The 16,088-nt window shown below is 70.6% G+C and carries 17 protein-coding genes; all 17 read right to left on the bottom strand.

Going from position 1 to position 16,088, the window contains the following annotated elements:
* Window positions 1–46 precede the first annotated feature (46 nt).
* Entirely contained in the window at window positions 47–424 is a 378-nt protein-coding gene (locus tag ACFUUZ_RS16505; RefSeq protein ID WP_378696908.1) for a F0F1 ATP synthase subunit epsilon, read from the bottom strand.
* 6 nt (window positions 425–430) lie between these two features.
* Window positions 431–1,879 (bottom strand): F0F1 ATP synthase subunit beta, encoded by a 1,449-nt coding sequence (gene atpD / locus ACFUUZ_RS16500; protein WP_378696906.1) that lies wholly within the window; start codon window positions 1,877–1,879, stop codon window positions 431–433.
* 30 nt (window positions 1,880–1,909) lie between these two features.
* A complete protein-coding gene (locus tag ACFUUZ_RS16495; RefSeq protein ID WP_378696904.1) occupies window positions 1,910–2,884 on the bottom strand; it encodes a F0F1 ATP synthase subunit gamma in 975 nt (324 codons plus the stop codon).
* 41 nt (window positions 2,885–2,925) lie between these two features.
* On the bottom strand, window positions 2,926–4,563 hold the full coding sequence (gene atpA / locus ACFUUZ_RS16490) for a F0F1 ATP synthase subunit alpha (RefSeq protein ID WP_378696902.1): 1,638 nt from the start codon (window positions 4,561–4,563) through the stop codon (window positions 2,926–2,928).
* Between the two features lie 50 nt (window positions 4,564–4,613).
* Complete coding sequence (locus tag ACFUUZ_RS16485) at window positions 4,614–5,423, bottom strand: F0F1 ATP synthase subunit delta (protein ID WP_378696900.1); 810 nt, start codon at window positions 5,421–5,423, stop codon at window positions 4,614–4,616.
* A gap of 19 nt (window positions 5,424–5,442) precedes the next feature.
* Window positions 5,443–6,000 (bottom strand): F0F1 ATP synthase subunit B, encoded by a 558-nt coding sequence (locus ACFUUZ_RS16480; protein WP_378696898.1) that lies wholly within the window; start codon window positions 5,998–6,000, stop codon window positions 5,443–5,445.
* A 5-nt stretch (window positions 6,001–6,005) separates the two neighbouring features.
* Window positions 6,006–6,254 (bottom strand): ATP synthase F0 subunit C, encoded by a 249-nt coding sequence (locus tag ACFUUZ_RS16475; RefSeq protein WP_378696897.1) that lies wholly within the window; start codon window positions 6,252–6,254, stop codon window positions 6,006–6,008.
* A 73-nt stretch (window positions 6,255–6,327) separates the two neighbouring features.
* A complete protein-coding gene (gene atpB, locus ACFUUZ_RS16470; RefSeq protein WP_378696895.1) occupies window positions 6,328–7,176 on the bottom strand; it encodes a F0F1 ATP synthase subunit A in 849 nt (282 codons plus the stop codon).
* Between the two features lie 237 nt (window positions 7,177–7,413).
* A complete protein-coding gene (locus tag ACFUUZ_RS16465; protein ID WP_378696893.1) occupies window positions 7,414–7,872 on the bottom strand; it encodes a hypothetical protein in 459 nt (152 codons plus the stop codon).
* Window positions 7,873–7,896: 24 nt separating this feature from the next.
* The gene (locus tag ACFUUZ_RS16460; RefSeq protein WP_378696891.1) at window positions 7,897–9,036 is read right to left on the bottom strand and encodes an MraY family glycosyltransferase; all 1,140 of its coding nucleotides are present in this window, start codon (window positions 9,034–9,036) and stop codon (window positions 7,897–7,899) included.
* A 20-nt stretch (window positions 9,037–9,056) separates the two neighbouring features.
* Complete coding sequence (locus ACFUUZ_RS16455; RefSeq protein ID WP_378696889.1) at window positions 9,057–9,722, bottom strand: L-threonylcarbamoyladenylate synthase; 666 nt, start codon at window positions 9,720–9,722, stop codon at window positions 9,057–9,059.
* 13 nt (window positions 9,723–9,735) lie between these two features.
* A complete protein-coding gene (gene prmC, locus ACFUUZ_RS16450; protein ID WP_378696887.1) occupies window positions 9,736–10,617 on the bottom strand; it encodes a peptide chain release factor N(5)-glutamine methyltransferase in 882 nt (293 codons plus the stop codon).
* A gap of 112 nt (window positions 10,618–10,729) precedes the next feature.
* Window positions 10,730–11,800 (bottom strand): peptide chain release factor 1, encoded by a 1,071-nt coding sequence (gene prfA, locus ACFUUZ_RS16445; protein WP_378696885.1) that lies wholly within the window; start codon window positions 11,798–11,800, stop codon window positions 10,730–10,732.
* 81 nt (window positions 11,801–11,881) lie between these two features.
* Window positions 11,882–12,118: a 50S ribosomal protein L31 gene (gene rpmE / locus ACFUUZ_RS16440; RefSeq protein ID WP_067646230.1), complete on the bottom strand. Its 237-nt coding sequence runs from the start codon at window positions 12,116–12,118 to the stop codon at window positions 11,882–11,884.
* A gap of 226 nt (window positions 12,119–12,344) precedes the next feature.
* The gene (locus tag ACFUUZ_RS16435; protein WP_378696882.1) at window positions 12,345–12,515 is read right to left on the bottom strand and encodes a hypothetical protein; all 171 of its coding nucleotides are present in this window, start codon (window positions 12,513–12,515) and stop codon (window positions 12,345–12,347) included.
* 135 nt (window positions 12,516–12,650) lie between these two features.
* Window positions 12,651–14,834 (bottom strand): transcription termination factor Rho, encoded by a 2,184-nt coding sequence (gene rho, locus ACFUUZ_RS16430; protein WP_378696880.1) that lies wholly within the window; start codon window positions 14,832–14,834, stop codon window positions 12,651–12,653.
* 321 nt (window positions 14,835–15,155) lie between these two features.
* Entirely contained in the window at window positions 15,156–16,085 is a 930-nt protein-coding gene (gene thrB / locus ACFUUZ_RS16425) for a homoserine kinase (protein WP_378696916.1), read from the bottom strand.
* Window positions 16,086–16,088 lie beyond the last annotated feature (3 nt).

The following is a 16,088-nucleotide window of genomic DNA, read 5'->3' as shown; positions in this document are numbered from 1 at the left end:
GGTACCGGGCTCACCCGGTACCGCCGCTGCCGTTACTGCTCTCGGATCAAGCCGATGCGGCCTTCTCCACCGCGCGCACCTGGCCCTGCGCCTTGGCCAGCGCGGCCTTGCTCGCGTCCGAATCTGACAACACCGACCGCGCGGCCGACTCGTCGATGTCGCCCGCGAACTCCGCCGACTCGGCGAGGATCCGGACCGTGCTTCCGGTCACCGAGAAGAAGCCCCCGTGCACCGCCGCCACGATCCGCTCGCCCTCGATCGGGACGATCGTCACCGTTCCGCCCTCGACCAGCTGCCCGAGCAGCGGCTCGTGGCCCGCCATCACGCCGATCTGCCCCTCGGTGGTCTGCGCACTGACGAAGGACGCCGTGCCGGACCAGAGCCGCCGCTCCACGGCGACCAGGTCCACCGACATTTCAGCCATGGCGGACTACTTCCCGGCGATCCGCTTGGCGGCCGCCTCGACGTCGTCGAGCCCGCCGCAGGAGTTGAACGCCTGCTCCGGCAGGTGGTCGAACTCGCCCTTGGTGACCCGCTCGAAGTCCTCGATGGTCTGCTCCAGCGGGACCACCGAGCCCGGCTGACCGGTGAACTTCTCGGCCACAATGAAGTTCTGGCCGAGGAACTTCTCCAGCCTGCGGGCCCGGCCGACGAGGACCTTGTCCTCCTCGGAGAGCTCGTCCATGCCGAGGATGGCGATGATGTCCTGCAGCTCCTTGTACTTCTGCAGGATCCGCTTCACCTCGTTGGCGACCGCGAAGTGCCGCTCGCCCAGGATCGACGCCTCCAGGATCCGCGACGTCGAGGTCAGCGGGTCGACGGCGGGGTAGATGCCCTTCTGCGAGATCGGGCGGGAGAGCTCGGTCGTCGCGTCCAGGTGGGCGAAGGTGGTGGCCGGCGCCGGGTCGGTGTAGTCGTCCGCGGGCACGTAGATCGCCTGCAGCGAGGTGATCGAGCGGCCGCGGGTCGAGGTGATCCGCTCCTGCAGCTCGCCCATCTCGTCCGCCAGGGTCGGCTGGTAGCCGACGGCCGACGGCATCCGGCCGAGCAGCGTGGAGACCTCGGAGCCGGCCTGGGTGAAGCGGAAGATGTTGTCCACGAAGAGCAGCACGTCCTGGTGCTGCACGTCGCGGAAGTACTCCGCCATGGTCAGCGCGGAGAGCGCGACGCGCATGCGGGTGCCCGGCGGCTCGTCCATCTGGCCGAAGACGAGCGCGGTGTCCTGGAGGACGCCCATCTCCTCCATCTCCAGGCGGAGGTCGGTGCCCTCGCGGGTGCGCTCGCCGACGCCGGCAAACACCGAGGTGCCGGAGAACTCCCGCGCGATACGGGTGATCATCTCCTGGATCAGCACGGTCTTGCCGACGCCCGCGCCGCCGAAGAGGCCGATCTTGCCGCCCTTCACGTACGGGGTCAGCAGGTCGATGACCTTGATGCCGGTTTCCAGGATCTCGGTCTTGCCCTCGAGCTGGTCGAAGCTCGGCGGCTTGCGGTGGATGCCCCACTGCTCGCCGTCCCGGCCCAGGCCGGGGCTGTCCAGGCACTCGCCGAGGGCGTTGAAGACGTGGCCCTTGACGACGTCACCGACCGGCACCGAGATCGGCTTGCCGGAGTCGGTCACGGTGGTGCCGCGGACCAGGCCGTCGGTCGGCTCCATCGAGATGGTGCGCACGATGTTGTCGCCGAGGTGCTGCGCGACCTCGAGGGTGAGCGTCTTGGCCACCGCGGTCAGGGTGATCTCGGCGTTCAGCGCGTTGAAGAGCTCGGGGATCGCGCCGCGCGGGAACTCCACGTCCACGACGGGGCCGATGACCCGGACGACGCGGCCTGCGGCCGCACCGGTCCGGCTCGTGTTGTCTTGGGTGACAGCTGCGGTCATTGGTTGGTTCTCTTCCTGATGTCGATGTGCTCAGTCGCGGTCCGAGCTGGCCGCCAGGGCGTTGACGCCGCCGACGATCTCGCTGATTTCCTGCGTGATCTGGGCCTGACGCACCGAGTTCGCCTGTCGGGACAGGACGCTCGCCAGTTCGTTGGCATTGTCGGTGGCGGCCTTCATTGCGGTGCGCCGAGCCGCGGACTCGGATGCCGCCGCGTCGAGCAACGACGCGTAGATACGCGTGTTGACGTACTTCGGCAGCAGCGCCGCCAGCAGTACCTCGGCGTCGGGCTCGAACTCGTACTGCGCCGTCACCTGGTCGGCGTTCGGCGAGTCGGTGAGGCTGTCCTCGCCCATCTCGATGCGCTCGTCGACGAAGCTCACCTGGATCGGCGCCAGCCTGCGGACCTCGGGGGTCTGGGTCAGCATGGAGACGAACCGGGTGTAGACGATGTGCAGCTCGTCGACGCCTTCGATGTCGCCGGTGCCGTCCGGCGCCGCGACGGTGCCGTCCGAACCGGCCATGAAGGCCTCCACCAGGTGCCTGCACGCGGGCGAGGCATCGGTGTACTTCGGCTGCTGCGAGAACCCGGTCCAGTACGCGACCACCGAGCGGTTGCGGAAGGTGTAGTACGTCAGGCCCTTGTTGCCCATGACGTACAGCACCGGCTCCTTGCCCTCGCCGCGGAGCGTGGTGATGAGCTCCTCGGCCCGCTTGAGCACATTCGAGTTGTAGCCACCGGCCATGCCGCTGTCGCTGGTCACGACCAGGATGGCGGCGCGGCGCGGGTTCTCCCGCTCGGTGAGCAGCGGGTGCGTCAGGTTCTTCGACGCGCTCGCCAGCTCGCCGAGCACCTTGGTGATCTCCTCGGCGTACGGCTTGGCGGCCGCGACGCGCGCCTGGGCCTTGGAGATGCGCGAGGTCGCGATCAGCTCCTGGGCCTTGGTGATCTTCTTGATCGAGTTCACGCCACGGATGCGGGAGCGCAGTTCACGCAAGCTCGGCATCGCTGATCACACTCCCTTCGTTCCCGTGGTCGGGCTGCTCGTCACTTGTCGATCGTCTTGCGGGTGACCGACAGCGACTCGACCTCTTCGTGGCCCAGCTCGCCCGCATCAGCCTCGTTGACCACGCGGCTGCCGTCGGAGGCCAGGAAGCCCTGCTTGAAGTTGTCCGTCGCGGTCTTGATCGCCTCGGCGGCGTCGCCCTGCAGCACCTTGCCACCGGCGATCGACTCGAAGGCCTCGGCGGCGGTGTTGTGCAGGTCGTCCAGCAGGTCCCGGGTGAAGCGGCGGACGTCCGCCACCGGCACCGAGTCGTAGTAGCCCGCGTCGACCAGGTAGATCGAGACGATCTGGTCCTCGACGGCGACCGGGGTGTACTGGTCCTGCTTGAGCAGCTCGGTCCAGCGCGCGCCGCGCTCCAGCTGGGCCAGCGAGGCGGCGTCCAGGTCGGAGGCGAAGGCGGAGAACGCCTCCAGCTCGCGGTACTGGGCCATCTCCAGGCGCAGCGAACCGGCGACCTTCTTCATGCCCTTGGTCTGGGCGGCGCCACCGACGCGGGAGACCGAGGTGCCGACGTTGATCGCGGGGCGGACGCCCTTGTTGAACAGGTCGGACTCCAGGAAGACCTGGCCGTCGGTGATCGAGATGACGTTGGTCGGGATGAAGGCCGAGATGTCGTTGGCCTTGGTCTCGATGATCGGCAGCCCGGTCATCGAGCCCGCGCCCATCTCGTCGGAGAGCTTGGCGCAGCGCTCCAGCAGCCGGGAGTGCAGGTAGAAGACGTCACCCGGGTACGCCTCGCGGCCCGGCGGGCGGCGCAGCAGCAGCGAGATGGCGCGGTAGGCCTCGGCCTGCTTGGTCAGGTCGTCGAAGACGATCAGGACGTGCTTGCCCTGGTACATCCAGTGCTGGCCGATGGCCGAGCCGGTGTACGGGGCCAGCCACTTGAAGCCGGCCGAGTCGGACGCGGGAGCCGCCACGATGGTGGTGTACTCCAGCGCGCCGTGCTCCTCCAGCGCGGACTTCACACCGGCGATGGTGGAGCCCTTCTGGCCGATCGCGACGTAGATGCAGCGGACCTGCTTGGTCGGGTCGCCGGTCTCCCAGTTCGCCTTCTGGTTCAGGATGGCGTCGATCGCGACCGCGGTCTTGCCGGTCTTGCGGTCGCCGATGATCAGCTGGCGCTGGCCGCGGCCGATGGCGGTCAGGGCGTCGATGGCGGTGATGCCGGTGGCCAGCGGTTCCTCGACCGGCTGGCGCTCCAGCACCGTCGCGGCCTGCAGCTCCAGCACGCGCTGCTCGTCGGCCTCGATGTCGCCGAGGCCATCGATGGGCTGGCCGAGCGGGTTCACCACGCGGCCGAGGAACTTGTCGCCGACCGGGACCGAGAGCACGTTGCCGGTGCGCCGGACCTCCTGGCCCTCCTCGATCTCGGCGTACTCGCCGAGGATGACCGCACCGATCTCGCGGTCCTCGAGGTTCAGCGCGACGCCGAGCACGCCGCCGGGGAACTCGAGCAGCTCGTTCGACATCGCCGAGGGCAGGCCGCTGACATGCGCGATGCCGTCGCTGGTGTCGGTGACGACACCCACTTCTTCGATGGAGGTCTCGGGGGTGTAGCTCTGGGTGTAGCTCTCGATCGCGCTACGGATCTCGTCGGTGGAGATCGTCAGCTCCGCCATGTTCTTCCTGCTCTCGCTGTCTGGTCTCGAATGTCGGGGGGTGGGCGCGCCTAGGCCAGCGCCCGGCGCAGCCGCTCCAGTCGGCCGGTGGCACTGCCGTCGATCACGTCGTCGCCGATGCGCACGACCAGCCCGCTGAGCAGGCTCCGGTCGAGCTGCACGTGCACGGTGACCGGCTTGCCGTAGATGCGCCGCAGCGAACCGGCCAGCCGGTCGCGCTGCTGCTCGGTCAGCTCGACCGCCGCGCGCACGTGCGCGACGATCTGCTCGCGACGCGCCGCCGCCAGCGCGGACAGGTCGTCGAAGGCCGCGCCGAGCGAACCGCGCTGCCGGGTGACCACCTGCTCCGCGAGGGTCAGGGTGATGCTCTCGGTCTTGCCGGAGAGCAGCCGGTCGAGCAGGTCGCGCTTGGCCTGCGCCGGCTTGCTCCGGTCGGAGAGCGCCTGCTCCAGCTCGGGGTTGTCGGCGATGATCCGGCCGAGCCGGAACAGCTCGTCCTCCACCGCGTCCAGCCGGGAGCTGTCCGACGCGGAGGCGAGCAACGCCTCCTGGCCGAGCAGGACCAGGGTGTCGATCAGGTCGGAGGTGCGCGACCAGTGCTGGGCGACCGCGGTGGTCAGCACCGCCAGGGTGGCGGGGCTGACCTTGCCGCCGAAGACCCGCTCGCTGAGCTCGGCCCGTTGCGAGCCGGACACCGACACGTCCGCGAGTGCCACACGCAGCGGACGCTGGTCGTCCAGCACGGAGACAACGGCGAACAGTTCCGACCCCGTGGTGGCGGCTGCGCTGTCGCTTCCGGTCAGGGCGGCCCGGAGCGCCTCCCTGGACCGGGAGCTGGCCTCTCGGCTCGCTGCGTACATGCTTCTCACTTTCGCGTCGCTACCTTCCGACCCCGATGCCTGCGTCCGACTGGTCGAGCTCGTTCAGGAACCGGTCGATCGACGCGGCCTGCTTGGCCTCGTCGGAGACCGACTGACCGATGATCTTCTCGGCCAGGTCGACGGCGGTGCGGCCGACCTCGGAGCGCAGCTCGGTGAGGATCTGCTGGCGCTGGGCTTCCAGCTGGGCGTGGCCGGAGGCGACGATGCGGTCGCTCTCGGCCTGGGCCTCCGCGCGCAGCTGCGCGAGGATCTGCTGGCCCTGGGAGCGCGCCTCCTCGCGGATGCGCGCGGCGTCGGTGCGGGCGTCGGTCAGCTGCTGCTGGTACTGCTGCAGCGTCTGCTTGGCCTCTTCCTGCGCGGCCTCGGCCCGCGCGATGCCGCCCTCGATCTTCGCGGCGCGCTCGTCGAGGACCTTGTTCAGCCGCGGGACCACGTACTTGACGAAAAGGACCGCGATGATGGCGACGCAGACCGCCGACCACACGATGTCGTAGGTCGCGGGCAGGAGGGGATTGGGCGTCTCTCCTTCGGCCGCGAACACAGCCAACTCGTACATCGGAATCAGAAGATGAAGCCGGCGACCAGGCCGAGCAGCGCGAGCGCCTCGGTCAGGGCGATACCGATGAACATGGTGGAGCGGAGGGTGCCCTGCAGCTCGGGCTGACGGGCGATACCCTCGATGGTCTTGCCGACGACGATGCCGACGCCGATGCCGGGGCCGATGGCGGCGAGGCCGTAGCCGACCGCGCCGAGGCCGCGGAAGGTGGTCTCGGTGTTGGCAGCTTCCTGGGCCAGGTACGAGAGGCTCATGAGTCTTTCATTCCCTTTCTTTTGCTCACCCGCCGGTCGGCCGGATGAGCGGGTCTTCGTTGGACGGTGTCGGTCAGTGGGAGTCGGCGTGCTGCGCGAGGCTGATGTAGACGGCGGTCAGCAGCGCGAACACGTACGCCTGCAGGACGATGACCAGCAGTTCGAAGAGCGTGAAGGCGAAGCCGGCCAGCAGCGATAAGGGCGAGAAGACCTTCATCCAGGAATCGGCGTCGAACAGGAAGAACTGGGTGGCCGCGAAGAACATGACGAGCAGGATGTGGCCGGCCAGCATGTTGGCCATCAATCGGATCGTCAGCGTGAACGGCCGCAGCAGGAAGGTCGAGACGAACTCCATCGGGATGAGCAGCACGTGGATCGCGGGCGGCACATTCGGGATCACGATGCTGCTGCGCATGTACTTCAGGAAGCCGTACTTCTTGATGCCCACGTAGTTGAAGGCGACATAGGCGACCAGGGCCAGCACCAGCGGCATCCCGATGCGTCCGTTGGACGAGATGTTCAGCCCGGGGATGATGCCGGAGAAGTTCAGGAAGAGCACCGTGAAGAAGATCATGGCGATCAGCGGGAAGTACTTCCTGCCGCTGTCCTTGCCGAGCACTTCGTCGCAGATCTGCTCCCGGACGAAGAGCAGGCCGGACTCGGCGATGCTCTGCAGCTTGCCGGGGACGAGGCGCGGCGAGCGGAACGCCAGCAGCATGAAGGCGATCAGGGCCGCGGTCATGATGAAGCGGACCAGGACCAGCCGATCGAGTTCGAACGGAGTGCCTTCGAACAACAACGCCGGCGGGAAGAAGTCGATTAGCGATGGCGCGTGGAATTCCGCGGCCACAGTGGTGACGCTCAGCGTTCTCTCCCGTGTTCGGGCCGCGGGTTCGTTCGTTCCCACGGTTCGATCGGACATTGACGATCAGGGTGGTCGACTCAGGTCGGCGCGAGGTCGTCAGCAGCTGAGCGGGTATTCCGCGTTGGCGTCTGTACGTGTGTCGGCGACATTCGTCGACATGCAGAACCGGAGCCTCCGGGCCCGGTACGGCAGTAAGCATAGCGGCTGGTTCGAGTCAGTCCAGATCCACCCGCGGGCCGCTTGCTTACCTTTACTTTACCAAGTTGTCTACGACAGTGCGTAGGTGGGGCTAATTCAGGCCTGACCAGCGCTTTCGTCGCGAGTTTCGGGCAGCGGCGGCCCGGAGGGCACCTTCGTCCGCAGCACTCCCCAGGTCTCCGCGCCGAGCACGATCAGCAGCGCACCGACCACGGTCAGGAAGAGCGCGACCGGGTCGAAGAAGTCGAATCGCCGCAGCACACCCACGGCGATCAGGGTCACGAACATCTTGCCGACCCAGCTGCCGAGAATGACTATCTGCGCCATGGTCGGCGTCAGCTTGGCGCTGTAGAGCACGACCGCCGCCGTGGAGAGGATGAACACCCCGCCGATCGCCGCGCCGATCAGCGCGCCCCAGAGCCCGGGCAGCCCCGCGATGGTGGTTGCCAGTGCCACGGCGAGCACCACGAGCACGGCCAGTCCGATCACCCCGTACCGCAGCGCGGCGCGCAGCGGCGCGTCGGGTCCAGGATCGGTGCGGGGCAGCGAAGTCACGGTGGCGACTCTACCGAAGGCGGTTCAGTGCTCCGCCCGCTGGCGCTGCCTTATCCCGGGCACGGCCGTGACGACCAGCGCGAACACCAGCCCGCCCGCCATCAGCAGCACGACGAGGCGGCGGTCCATGAGCGAGGTGCCGACGGCGCCGAAGGCGAGCACGCCGACCCACAGGTAGATGAGCAGCACGACGCGGCGGTGCGAGTGGCCGATCTGCAGCAGCCGGTGGTGCAGGTGCATCTTGTCCGGGGTGGAGAAGCTGACCCCGGCGCGCACCCGGCGCACGATGGCGAGCAGCAGGTCCAGCACCGGGATGAACATGACCGCGCCGACCAGCAGCAGCGGTGAGAGCAGGCCGACGAAGTCGCGCGGGCCGTACCCGGTGAGCGGGATCCGGCCGGAGGCGCCGGTGGAGATGGCGGCCAGCATGAGCCCGATCAGCATGGAGCCGGAGTCGCCCATGAAGATCCGCGCGGGCTGGAAATTGTGCGGCAGGAAGCCGAGGCAGCCACCCGCCAGCGCCGCGGCGAGCAGCGCGGGCGGGTAGGTGTTCACGTCGCCGCCCTGCTCGTAGAGCAGCCCGACGGAGAACACGAAGACCGCCGCCGCGCAGATCAGCCCGAGCCCGGCGGCGAGGCCGTCCAGCCCGTCCACGAAGTTCATCGCGTTGATCAGGGTGACGCTGACCGCCACGGTGACCAGCCCGCCCTGCAGCGCGTCCAGCACCACGGTGGTGTTGCCGAACGGGTTGTAGACGACGTACCAGCTCAGCCCCATCATCGCCATCACGCCCGCCGCGGTGACCTGGCCCGCGAACTTGGTCAGCGCGTCCAGCCCCCAGCGGTCGTCGACGATGCCGACGGCCACGATGATGGTGGCCGCGACCAGCACCGCCGGGATATCCGGGGCGTAGTCGAAACCGCGTCGGAGCGCGGGCAATTGGTGCGCGAAGAGCACCGCGGCGACCACGCCGATGTACATGCCGACGCCGCCCATCCGCGGGATCGGCTTGATGTGCACGTCGCGGTCGCGCGGGACGGCGACCGCGCCGAAGGCGATCGCCAGCACCCGGATGCCGCCGGTGGCGAGGAAGGTGACGGTGGCGGAGACGAGCAGCACGAGCACGAGCTCGCGCAGGGGGACAACAGCGCCCGAACCGATCATCGGTGAGTTCGAACCCCCGGCTACCGGGAGACGGGGCTGCGCAGCGCCTCCGGCGACATGCCGAGCACCTCGGCGATGTCGGCCACGGCGACGGCGCCCTCGCGCAGCACGCGCGGCTGGTCGGCGGTCAGGTCGACGATGGTGGAGGCCACCGCGTGCGCGGCGGGGCCGCCGTCCAGGTACACCCCGATCAGCTCGCCGAGCTGCTCGCGGGCCTGCGCGGCGGTGGTGGCGGGCGGCTGCCCCGACACGTTCGCGCTGGAGACCGCGAGCGGCCCGACCTCGCGCAGCAGATCCAGCGCGACCGGGTGCAGCGGCATCCGGAGCATGACGGTGCCTCGGGTGTCGCCGAGGTCCCAGGCCAGCGACGGCGCCTGCTGCACCACCAGGCTGAGCCCACCGGGCCAGAAGGCCTGGATCAGCTCGCGCGCCTGCGGGCGGACCGAGAAGACGAGGCCGTCGATGGTGTTCCAGGAACCGACCAGCACCGGCACCGGCATGTCGCGCCCGCGCCGCTTGGCGGCGAGGAGGGCGGACACCGCCGACGAGTCGAAGGCATCGGCGGCGAGGCCGTAGAGCGTGTCGGTCGGCATCACCACCAGGCGCCCGGATTTCAGCGCGCTGGTCGCCGCGGTCAGTCCGGCCGCGCGCGAATCGGGATCCGCGCAGTCGTAGACGGTACTCACGGGCCCCATCCTGTCACGCGCCCTCCGCCCGGCCCACAGGACGGGTCGCGGTGACGAAGCGGGGGCGGTCCGCGAGGTCGCGGTGCTCGGTGGTCGCGGTGTACCCGGCGGCGGTGAAGAGCCGCGCGACCTGCGCGCCGTGCGAGTCGTCGTGCTCGACGCCCGCCGGGGCGCCGGGGCGCAGCAGGCGGGTGATCGTCGGCAGCATGCCGTCGATGACGCGCAGGCCGTCCGGGCCGCCGAAGAGGGCGCGGGGCGGATCGTGTTCGGCCACTTCGGGATCGAGTTCGGCGTCGTCGGGGACGTAGGGCGGGTTGGCGACCAGCAGGTCGACGCGGCCGTTCAGCTCGGCGAGGGTGTCGGGGGCGGTGACGTCGCCCGCGTACAGCGTGATGGGGGTGTCGCCCGCGTCTGCCCTGGCGTCGGCGTTGCGGCGGGCCCAGGTCAGCGCGGCGGAGTCGAGCTCGACGGCGTGCACGGCGGCGTCCGGGCGGGCGTTGGCGAGGGCGAGGGCGAGCGCGCCGGAGCCCGTGCACAGGTCGACGACGACCGGGGCGTGCGTGGTCGCCAGCTGGGCCAGGGCCCATGCGAAGAGCAGCTCGGTCTCCGGGCGCGGGACGAAGACGCCGGAGCCGACGGCCAGGTCGATCCGGCCCATCGGCGCGGTGCCGGTCAGGTGCTGCAGGGGAACGCGGCCCGCGCGCCGCTCGACCAGTTCGCGGTAGCGCGCGACCTGCTCGGGTTCGAGCAGCGGGGCCAGTGCGAGCCGCGAACGCTCGATACCGAGCACGTGCGCGGCCAGCGACTCCGCGTCGAACCGTGGACTCGGCACCCCGGCAGCGGCGAGCCGCTCGGTAGCGGCCTTGGTCTCGGTACGGAGGGGAACGCGGCTCACGCCGCCACTCTGCCGCATCCGGACGCGCCGCCGCGCAGCGCATCGCCCCGCAGTGCGCGCCGCCCGCGCAGCGCATCACCGCGCGCAGCGGGACTCGCCCGCGGCGCCGCGGTTACTCCGCTGCCATGCGCGCTTCGCGATCCGCCTTGCCGAGGGCGTCGAGGACGGCATCGAGCTCACCGTCGAGGACGGAGTCCAGGTTGTGCGCCTTGAAGCCGATGCGGTGGTCGGTGATCCGGTTCTCCGGGAAGTTGTAGGTGCGGATCCGCTCGGAGCGGTCGACGGTGCGGATCTGCGCCGCCCGCCCGGCGGCCGACTCCTGCTCCGCCTGCTCCTCGGCCAGCGCCTGCAGCCGGGCGGCGAGCACCTGCATGGCCCGCGCCTTGTTCTGCAGCTGGGAGCGCTCGTTCTGGCAGGTCACCACGATCCCGGTGGGCAGGTGGGTGAGGCGGACCGCGGAGTCGGTGGTGTTGACCCCCTGGCCGCCCTTGCCGGACGAGCGGTAGACGTCGACCCGCAGGTCGGACTCGTCGATCTGCACCTGCTCGACCTCGTCCGGCTCCGGGTAGATCAGCACCCCGGCGGCCGAGGTGTGGATCCGGCCCTGCGACTCGGTGACCGGCACCCGCTGCACCCGGTGCACCCCGCCCTCGAACTTGAGCCGCGACCACACGCCGTCGCGCGCCGGGTCGCGGCTCTTGATGGAGAGCGTGGCGTCCTTGTAGCCGCCCAGATCGGACGGGGTGGCGTCGAGGATCTCGACCCGCCAGCCGTGCCGCTCGGCGTAGCGCAGGTACATGCGGGCCAGGTCGGAGGCGAAGAGCGCGGACTCCTCGCCGCCCTCCCCCGACTTGAGCTCGAGCACCACGTCGTCGCCGTCGTGCGGGTCGCGCGGGGCGAGCAGGTCGGCGAGCGTGCGCTCCAGCTCCTCGACCTGGGCGCGCAGCTCGGGCACCTCGGCGGCGAAGGAGGCGTCGTCGGCGGCGAGCTCCTCGGCGGCGGCGAGGTCGTCGCGGGTGGCCTCGAGCTTGCGGTAGGTGCTCATGACCGGCGCCAGCTCGGCGAAGCGCTTGCCGACGCGGCGCGCGGCGCCCGGGTCGTTGTGCAGCGCCGGATCGGCGAGCCTGCTCTCCAGCCCCGCGTGCTCGGCCAGGATGTCGTCGATCGCGGACGGTTGCGTCACGGTGCTTCCTTCGTCGCTTCGGGTGCCGGTAAAACACCGACGCCCGGCCTGCTCGCGCAGGACCGGGCGTCGGAGGGAATGCTACTTGGCGTCGGCGTCGGCCTTCTTGCCTGCGCGCTTGCCGTAGCGGGCCTCGAAGCGGGCCACCCGGCCGCCGGTGTCCAGGATCTTCTGCTTGCCGGTGTAGAAGGGGTGGCACTGCGAGCAGACCTCGACGGTGATCTGCCCCGACTCCTTGGTGCTCTTGGTCTGGAAGGTGTTACCGCAACCGCAGACGACGGTGGTGTCGACGTAGGTGGGGTGGATTCCTGCCTTCATGGGTGTCCTCTCGAAATGGTCGCCGGGTCGCCCACGGATGTGGGCGTGAACCGGAACCGACTAGGCGGGAGCCCTGCTCGAGCGAGCAGGCGCAACAGCCGTTCAGTATGCCAGAGCAGCCGTTACGCTCCCAAAACGCCTCCGCCCGGTAGTTCATTCCCGCGAGTCGGGTAGTGCGCTACTCGGGACTTCGGCGCGGTGCGGCCCCTACGGTCGAACGGCGACGTCAGCTGCCGACTCCGAAGGAGGGGACGTGTCCGTACGTGGTGCCGCCCTCGTTCTCTCGCTGCTCGCCGTCCTCGCCGCCGCGGGTGCGCTCGCGCTGCCCGCGGACGGGTACCCGTCCGCGCCCGCCCCGGCGGTGCGCGTGGCCGAGGCCGCCGCGATCCAGCCGCACCCCGACCCCGCCGCGGTCATCACCGCCTTCCTGGTGGCGGGCGCCGCGGGGATCGGCGCGGTCTTCTTCGCCCCGCCGCGGAACGACGAACGGGGGCCCCGCCGCAGCGGAACCCCCGTCCTGGAGCACGTCAGCTCACTCGTCGAGTGCGCCCGGCGCGGTCTTGCTCACCTGCATGAGGAACTCCAGGTTGTTCCTGGACTTCTTCAGGCGGTCGATCAGCAGATCGATCGCCTGGTGCGAGTCCAGCCCGGACAGCACGCGGCGCAGCTTGTGCAGCACGGCCGCCTCGTCGGGGCTCAGCAGTAGCTCGTCCTTGCGGGTGCCGGAGGGGTTGACGTCGACCGCGGGGAACACCCGGCGCTCGGCGATCTTCCGGTCCAGCTTGAGCTCGGCGTTGCCGGTGCCCTTGAACTCCTCGAAGATCACCGTGTCACCGGTCGAGCCGGTCTCCACCATGGCGGTGGCGATGATCGTCAGCGAGCCGCCGTTCTCGATATTGCGCGCCGCGCCGAGGAACCGCTTCGGCGGGTAGAGCGCGGTCGAGTCGACGCCGCCGGAGAGGATCCGGCCGGAGGCGGGCGAGGAGTTGTTGTAAGCGCGGCCGAGGCGGGTGATGGAGTCGAGCAGCACCACCACGTCCTTGCCCATCTCCACCAGGCGCTTGGCCCGCTCGATGGCGAGCTCGGCGACCGAGGTGTGGTCGCTCGGCGGCCGGTCGAAGGTCGAGGCGATGACCTCGCCCTTCACCGAGCGCTGCATGTCGGTGACCTCTTCCGGACGCTCGTCGACCAGGACAACCATGAGGTAGCACTCGGGGTTGTTGGTCGCGATCGCGTTGGCGATGTCCTGCAGGATCGTGGTCTTGCCCGCCTTCGGCGGCGACACGATCAGCGCGCGCTGGCCCTTGCCGATCGGCATGATCAGGTCGATCACCCTGGTGGTCAGCTTGTTCGGCTGGGTCTCCAGCCGGAGCCGCTGATTCGGGTAGAGCGGGGTCAGCTTGCCGAACTCGGGGCGCCGCTTGGCCGCCTCGACGTCGCCGCCGTTGACGGTGTCCAGCCGGACCAGCGGGTCGAACTTCTGCCGCTGGTTGGCCTGCTCGCCGTCGCGCGGCGCGCGGACCGCGCCGGTGATGGCGTCACCGCGGCGCAGCCCGTTCTTGCGCACCAGGTTCATCGAGACGTAGACGTCGCTCTGCCCGGCCAGGTACCCGGAGGTGCGGACGAAGGCGTAGTTGTCCAGCACGTCCAGGATGCCCGCGACCGGCTGCAGCACGTCGTCGTCGCGGAGCTCGGGCTCGCGGGCGTCGCCGCCGATGCCGCCACCGGCGCCGCCGTCGCGGTCACGGCCGCGGCGGCGCTCGCGGAAGCGCCTGCCGCGCCTGCCGCCGCGGCCCTCGTCGTCGTCGCCACCGCGGTTGTCGTTGCCGCGGTCGCCGCGGTTGTCACCGCCGCGGTTGTCCCCGCCGCGGTTGTCGTTGCGGTTGTCACCGCCGCGGTTCTCGCCGCCTCGGCCGTTCTGGCCGCGACGGCCGCGATCGCCCTGGTCGCCGTCGGAATCACCGCCGCGGGCATCGCCCTGCGCCTCGCCACCGGAACGCGCCTGGTCCCGGCCGCGCCGCTGCCTGCCGCGGCCGCGCTGCGAGCCGTCCCGGCCCGAGTCGTCACCGGCGTCGGCATCGGCGTTCCTGCCGTCGGCGGCGTCGCCGTTGCGGGGGGTGTCGCGCTTCGGCGCATCGCCCCGGACGGCATCGGCCGCGGCGGCCTCGCCCTGCGGCGCGTCGTTCTTGGGAGCGTCGTTCCTGAACGCATCGGCCCTACCGGCGTCCGCGTCCCGCGGCGCCTCCGCCTGCGGCGCGGCGGCCGTGCCCGCCTCCACCGCGGGGGCAGGCGCCTGCGCCGCGGCGGCCTGCGGCGCGACCTCGGCCGGGGCGACGTCGAGCGTCGCCTGCACGGCCTTGCCCCGACCCCGGCGCGGCTCGGCGGGAGCCTCGGCCGCGGGGTCGGCCTGCGTCTTCTCGGACTTGGCGGACTTCTCGGCGCGCGCGGGCTTCTCGGCCTTCGGCGCCGGAGCGGAACCACCGGCCTGATTCGCCTTGATAGCGGCGATCAGATCCCCCTTGCGCATGCCCGAGGTGCCTCGGATACCGAGCTCCCCGGCCAGCGCGCGCAACTGCGGCAACAACATTCCAGTCAGCCCCGATCGTGCGACGTCGGTGTTCTCGCTCAATGTCTGTCCGGAGTCACTTTCGCGGCCGCCCGGGGAACGTGGGTTGGATTCCACCCCGGGTGTCGCGAGCAGGTCCGTATCTGTCACGGAAATCCTTTCCTTCCCTCGAGCGCCGTGTGCTGATTCGAGGGTCCGTTCCGCAGCCCGGGCACTGTGCCGGGCCGGGATTGTGCCGTATCGCCTGCCCGCCGGACCGGCGGCTCGACCATCAGGGGCGCCACCCATGGTGAAAGGTGGGAGAGATCATTCCAGTTGCAGCGGCTGCGCAGCACCTCCATGGAGTGGAGGTTCGAGGCCGGAGCCCGCTGGAGCGATTGCCCTGATGAAGCACCGGCGTCTGATGCGCACGATGTACGGACATCCCCAGGATAGCTGGCCGGTGTGAAACTCGGCAAGACGGACTCGCCGTCAGCCGGCCAGCACTCCCCCGGCGATCCCCGGCTCCAGCACGCGCAGCCCGTCGGACGCCGCCTGCTCCCGCAGTTCGTCGGGGAAACCGCTGGTCGTGAGGGCGAGCACGGTCGGGCCCGCGCCGGAGACGGTGGCCGCGATCCCGGCCTCCCGCAGCCGCGCGATCCAGGCCGTGGTGAGCGGGAGCGCGGGCGCCCGCTGCCCCTGGTGCAGCCGGTCCGCGGTGGCGGGCAGCAGCAGGTCGGGGCGCTGGGTGAGCGCGACGACGGCGAGCGCCGCCCGGCTCACGTTGAAGGCGGCGTCGCCGTGCGGCACCGTCTCCGGCAGCAGCCCGCGGGTGTGCGCGGTGGAGGAGCGCTCCTGCGGGATCAGCACCACCGGGCGCAGCGTCGCGTGCGGCTCCAGCCGCACGGCCCGGTACGAGCGCACCTCCCCCGCCTGGGCCGATTCGGTCCAGGAGACCACGATGCCGCCGAGCACGCTGGCCGCCGCGTTGTCCGGGTGGCCCTCGAACTCCGAGGCCAGCTGCACCAGCCGGTCCGGGGTCGCGGCGAGCGCGGGGTCGAACCTGGCCGCCAGCGCACACCCGGCGGCCAACCCGCCGACCACCGCGGAGGCCGATGAACCGAGCCCGCGGGAGTGCGGAATGGCGTTGCGGCACACCACGTCGAGGCCGTCCGCCCAGACCCCGGCCGCCTCCAGCCCGCGCTCGATCGCGCGGACGACGAGATGCGAAGGCCCCCACGGCACGTCGTCGGCGCCCTCGCCCTCGACCCGGACGCTGAGCCCGGTCCCCGTTGTGCGCACCTCGATCTCGTCGTAGATGCCGAGCGCCATGCCGAGCGAGTCGAAGCCCGGGCCCAGGTTGGCGGTGGAGGCCGGGACCCTTGCGGTGGCCGTGAGCTCGGCGGGCAGGGTCCTGGTCAGCAC

It is taken from the genome of Nocardia sp. NPDC057353 (assembly GCF_042667085.1).
Classification (GTDB): domain Bacteria; phylum Actinomycetota; class Actinomycetes; order Mycobacteriales; family Mycobacteriaceae; genus Nocardia.
This window is presented reverse-complemented; position numbering and strand designations above follow the sequence as displayed.

Coding starts and splice junctions, on each gene's coding strand:
- ACFUUZ_RS16505 (WP_378696908.1), bottom strand. CDS start 424: ATGGCTGAAATGTCGGTGGACCTGGTCGCCGTGGAGCGGCGGCTCTGG.
- atpD (WP_378696906.1), bottom strand. CDS start 1,879: ATGACCGCAGCTGTCACCCAAGACAACACGAGCCGGACCGGTGCGGCC.
- ACFUUZ_RS16495 (WP_378696904.1), bottom strand. CDS start 2,884: ATGCCGAGCTTGCGTGAACTGCGCTCCCGCATCCGTGGCGTGAACTCG.
- atpA (WP_378696902.1), bottom strand. CDS start 4,563: ATGGCGGAGCTGACGATCTCCACCGACGAGATCCGTAGCGCGATCGAG.
- ACFUUZ_RS16485 (WP_378696900.1), bottom strand. CDS start 5,423: ATGTACGCAGCGAGCCGAGAGGCCAGCTCCCGGTCCAGGGAGGCGCTC.
- ACFUUZ_RS16480 (WP_378696898.1), bottom strand. CDS start 6,000: ATGTACGAGTTGGCTGTGTTCGCGGCCGAAGGAGAGACGCCCAATCCC.
- ACFUUZ_RS16475 (WP_378696897.1), bottom strand. CDS start 6,254: ATGAGCCTCTCGTACCTGGCCCAGGAAGCTGCCAACACCGAGACCACC.
- atpB (WP_378696895.1), bottom strand. CDS start 7,176: ATGTCCGATCGAACCGTGGGAACGAACGAACCCGCGGCCCGAACACGG.
- ACFUUZ_RS16460 (WP_378696891.1), bottom strand. CDS start 9,036: ATGATCGGTTCGGGCGCTGTTGTCCCCCTGCGCGAGCTCGTGCTCGTG.
- rpmE (WP_067646230.1), bottom strand. CDS start 12,118: ATGAAGGCAGGAATCCACCCCACCTACGTCGACACCACCGTCGTCTGC.